Origin of the sequence: Rhizobacter sp. (genome assembly GCF_035702065.1) — a bacterium.
GTDB lineage: Bacteria > Pseudomonadota > Gammaproteobacteria > Burkholderiales > Burkholderiaceae_C > Rhizobacter.
Genome location: NZ_DASSRA010000161.1, coordinates 1 through 3,997, shown reverse-complemented (window position 1 = coordinate 3,997; position 3,997 = coordinate 1). Strand labels below are relative to the sequence as shown.

The window sequence follows — 3,997 nt, the reverse complement described above, 5'->3', positions numbered from 1 at the left end:
TGCCGGCGTGGTCGTAGTGCAAGTGGGTGAGCACCACGTCGTGCACCTGCCCGGGGGCCACGCCCAGGGCCACCAGCGCCTGGATGGGGCAGCGCAGGAAGTTGCGCTCGCGCTCGAGGCCTGTGGCGGCGCTGAAGCCGGTGTCGACGAGGATGCTGCGCGCGCCCGACTTGATCAGCCAGACGAAGAAGTCCATCGGCATCGGGCCGTCGTGCGCGTCGGGCGGCAGGAAGTTCTGGCTGCGCCGCCGCGGCATGCTGGCGTAGCGGATGGCGTAGACCTCGTAGTGCTCGTCGGCGGGCGTCACCAAGGCTGGCCGAGGAAGAAGTACGCCGCCTTGTTGCCGCTGTCGGCGCGGCCAAGCGCGAGGTAGAGCGGGCCGACGGGCGTGTCGAGCGCGAAGTAGATCGAGCCGCCGTGGCGCGTGCGTTCGTCGACGCCGCCGGGCTGGTAGCTGATGCGGCCGACTTCGAGCGAGCCGCCGGCCTGCATGCCTTCGAGGAAGCCCGGGCCCGAGAGCCGGTAGTTGTAGACCACGCGGCCGAAGCGCATGTCGGTGCCCAGCAGCTGGCCGGTCTTGTAGCCCGACAACTGCAGGAAGCCGCCGAGCTTGAAGAGTTCATAGCTCGGCAAGGGACCATCGCGCAGGTTGCCGCCCCCGCGCAACGCACCGCGGAACACGTGCGGGCCCCAGTGCGTGGCGCCCTGCAGCGAGACGTCGGCCTTGGCGTAGCTGTCGGTCGCGCCCAGCGACGGGTCGGAGACGTACAGGCGCAGGTCGGTGAAGTAGCCCGAGCGCGGGAAGTTGATGTTGTCCAGCCGGTCCAGCCGCAGGCGCGCCTGGACCGCTGCGAGCTGGCGGGTGCCGCCCAGCAACTCAGCGGGGATCGCGCTGGTGTCGTCGGTGAACTCGACCCTGCCGCGCACCATCCCCAGGCGCACCTCGCCCACGGTGCCCAGCGGCATGCCGACGTCGAGGGCAACTTCGCTCATCTGCCGCCGGAAGCGCAGCAGGCGCTTGTCGCTGTCGAGGTCGTAGATGTCGAAGGGTTCGTCGCGGAAGCCGATGCGCGGCGCGATGAACAGCCGCTGGCGCTCGGTGAGCGGCTGGTACCACTCGCTGCGCACGAGGTTGGTCTCACCGATCTGCAGGTCGTTGCGCCACTCGGCACCCAGCGCATTGAGCCAGGTCCAGCGGTGGCTGCCCAGCAGGTTGAAGAAGGAGTTGCCTTCGAAATCGGACGAAAGCGAGAGGCCGAAGCGCAGGAAGTTGGGGCCCCAGGACTTCTCTGTCACTTCGGTCACCAGCACGCGCCCGCCACCGCCTTCGTCGTCGGTCAGCGTGTAGCTCAGGCTCTCGAAGTCGCCGCGGCTGTAGATGGCGCGCAGGTCGCGGTTGACCTTCTCGGGGTCGAAGGTCTGGCCCGCCTTCGTCTCCATCGCAGCCAGCACCACCTCGGGGTTGACCACCTTGGCGCCGACCACGCGCACCTCGTTGATCACCACCTGGGTGTCGTCGGCGGCCTGGCGGCGTGCCGCCAGCGTGGCCTGGTAGTCGGCTTCGCTCAGGCTGTAGCGGGCCAGCTGGTCCATGGCCGCGCGCGCCGCGATCTCGCCCTGGTCACGCGCCTCGGGCAGGCGGTCGAAGTTGGAGGAGGTGATGTCTTTCAGGTCGGGGGTGATCAGCACATCGCGCGGCGTGATCTGCTTGAGCGACTCCGTCACGTTCTCTTCGGTGAGGATGCGCAACACCTGGTCAGCCACCGACAGCAGCGAGCCGATCTGGTCGCGCTTGAGCAGCGGGGTGCCGATGTTGATGGCGATCACCACCTCGGCGCCCATGGCGCGCGCCACGTCGACGCCCAGGTTGCGCTTGAGTCCGCCGTCAACCAGCAGGCGGCCATCGATCTCGATCGGATTGACGGCGCCGGGGATGGCCATGCTGGCGCGCGCGGCCAGCGAGAGTTGGCCATTCGAGAGCACCACCATCTGCGCGTTGGAGAGGTCGGTCGCGATGGCGCGGAAGGGGATGGGCAGCTTGTCGAAGTTGGTGGTGGTCTGGCGCTGTGTAAGCCGCCGCAACACGGCTTCGAGTGCTACGCCGGCCACCGCGCCCTTGGGCAGTGCCAGCCCCTTGCTGCTGACCCCCATCTCGGGCCCGATGTAGTTGTTGCCGTCATCCGCCTTCAGGCGGAAGGGCACCTCGTCGCGCACCACGTCGTGGAACAGCGTGGCGGTGCTCAGCGTCTGCATCACCTCTTCGATCTCGGGCAGCGGCATGCCACTCGAATAGGCGGCCCCGACGATGGCGCCCGCACTCGTGCCGACCACGTAGTCGATCGGGATGCGCATCTCTTCGATCACCTTGATCACGCCCAGGTGCGCCCCGCCGCGGGCGCCGCCGCCCGAGAGCACCAGGCCGATGCGCGGGCGCGGCACGCCCGAGGCGGTGACGGCCGAGGCCGCCGGCGCAGCGGCCGCCAGCGGGGGGGCCTTGCGCACGGTCTGCGCCGCCGCACCCGCGCTGGCCGTGGCCGCCAGGGCACAGACGAAGCCGGCGAGCCACGCGCGCATTGCCCGCCTCAACGCGAGGCCGCGGAGGCCGGTGGCACCGCGACCGGCACACTCACGCCCGGCAGCAGCGAGATCTCGTCCTGCAGGCGCACGGCAGTCACGTAGGCGCGCGTCTCGCCGAAGCAGCTGGTGGGCAGGCCGACCTTCTCGTCGTAGGTGAGCGAGACGCGCTTGCCCATCACCGCGTTGATGTCGTTCGCCACCTTGTCGTCCCACACGGTGAAGAGGAACTTCTCGGGCGTGGTGCCAGGCATGGAGACCAGGGCCAGCTCGCCTTCCCAGGTCTTGCACAGCCAGCCCTTCTTGGACAGCTTCTGCACCCAGCCTGCGCGGTCGCCGGTGGAGTAGTTCCAGTTCAGCACCACCAGGAAGTAGGCCGCGATCAGCAACGCCAGGATCAGCAAGCCGAGCAGCCAACGAGTGAGACGCATGAGATTCCTCCAGCCGTTTTATGGGGTCGTTCAGGGGTACGCCGGTTTATAACCCAGCCTCAACGCACCGTGAGGAGTGATTCGACATGAAAGCCGCCGAGCCCGCCAGCCCCTTGGCACTGGACAAGACCGACACCAAGATTCTTCGCCTGCTGCAGGCCGACGGCCGCATCTCCAACCTCAAGCTGGCCGAGGAAGTGCACCTCTCGCCCACGGCGGTGCTGGAGCGCGTGAAGCGACTCACGCGCGATGGCTTCATCCTCGGCTACGAGGCGCGGCTCAACCCCGACAAGCTGCGCGCCGGCTTGATGGTGTTCATCCAGGTGGTTCTGGACCGCACCACGCCGGATGTGTTCGAGCACTTCAAGGCGGCGGTGCAGGTGCGCCCCGAGATCATGGAGTGCCACATGGTGGCGGGGGGCTTCGACTACCTCATCAAGACACGGGTGGCGGACATGGCGGCGTACCGGGAACTGGTGGGGGCGGTGATCTGGACGCTGCCGGGGGTGAGGGAGACGCACACGTATGCGGTGATGGAGGAGGTGAAGAACACGACGGCGTTGCCGTTGTAGGGGTGCCTCGGCTCGTTCGCGTTGAGCGCTCTTCGCTGTTCGCACAGCCCTACCCGTTCGGGCTGACCCTTCGATACCTCAGGGCAGGGTCCGCTACGCGGATCGGAGCCTTGCTCGCCGCTTCGCGTGGTGTGTTCTTCCTACTTCGAACGGGTGCGCCGGGAGTCCGCCCCGGCGGGCGGGTCACTTTCATTTGTCGCGCCAAATGAAAGTAACCAAAGCAAAGGCGCTCTTCACGTGGCCGAACTGCGTGGCTTCCAGTCTCCTCGGCCTGTCCTTGCCTTGCCACAGGATCGGCCGAACATCTGCTGCGACAGCACTACGCATCGTCTCGCCTCGCTTCGCATCGGCTCGGCCCGTCTTTTCGCGGCAAAGCGAAGCGAGCCGGGACACGAGGCCGAAGGCGAGCCTTCTCTTGGG

5 protein-coding genes are annotated in these 3,997 nt (G+C 67.8%); 1 reads left to right on the top strand and 4 read right to left on the bottom strand.

Annotation, left to right across the window (positions count from 1 at the left end):
* The 3 genes from VFL64_RS07470 to VFL64_RS07460 all read right to left on the bottom strand — a co-directional run.
* On the bottom strand, window positions 1–256 hold a 256-nt coding region (locus VFL64_RS07470; protein WP_489539746.1), incomplete at its 3' end, for an MBL fold metallo-hydrolase.
* 47 nt (window positions 257–303) lie between these two features.
* The gene (locus tag VFL64_RS07465; RefSeq protein ID WP_489539745.1) at window positions 304–2,574 is read right to left on the bottom strand and encodes a patatin-like phospholipase family protein; all 2,271 of its coding nucleotides are present in this window, start codon (window positions 2,572–2,574) and stop codon (window positions 304–306) included.
* Window positions 2,575–2,582: 8 nt separating this feature from the next.
* Window positions 2,583–3,005, bottom strand: coding sequence for a hypothetical protein (locus VFL64_RS07460; RefSeq protein WP_489539744.1), 423 nt, complete (start codon window positions 3,003–3,005; stop codon window positions 2,583–2,585).
* Window positions 3,006–3,091: 86 nt separating this feature from the next.
* Between VFL64_RS07460 and VFL64_RS07455 the strand changes: the two genes are divergently transcribed.
* The gene (locus tag VFL64_RS07455) at window positions 3,092–3,577 is read left to right on the top strand and encodes an Lrp/AsnC ligand binding domain-containing protein (protein ID WP_489539743.1); all 486 of its coding nucleotides are present in this window, start codon (window positions 3,092–3,094) and stop codon (window positions 3,575–3,577) included.
* Between the two features lie 189 nt (window positions 3,578–3,766).
* On the opposite strand, the gene VFL64_RS07450 is transcribed toward VFL64_RS07455, so the two are convergent.
* On the bottom strand, window positions 3,767–3,997 hold a 231-nt coding region (locus tag VFL64_RS07450), incomplete at its 5' end, for a hypothetical protein (protein WP_489539742.1).

Bases quoted from the DNA above. Each gene is read 5' to 3' on its own strand.
- VFL64_RS07465 (WP_489539745.1), bottom strand. From the start codon at position 2,574: ATGCGCGCGTGGCTCGCCGGCTTCGTCTGTGCCCTGGCGGCCACGGCC.
- VFL64_RS07460 (WP_489539744.1), bottom strand. From the start codon at position 3,005: ATGCGTCTCACTCGTTGGCTGCTCGGCTTGCTGATCCTGGCGTTGCTG.
- VFL64_RS07455 (WP_489539743.1), top strand. From the start codon at position 3,092: ATGAAAGCCGCCGAGCCCGCCAGCCCCTTGGCACTGGACAAGACCGAC.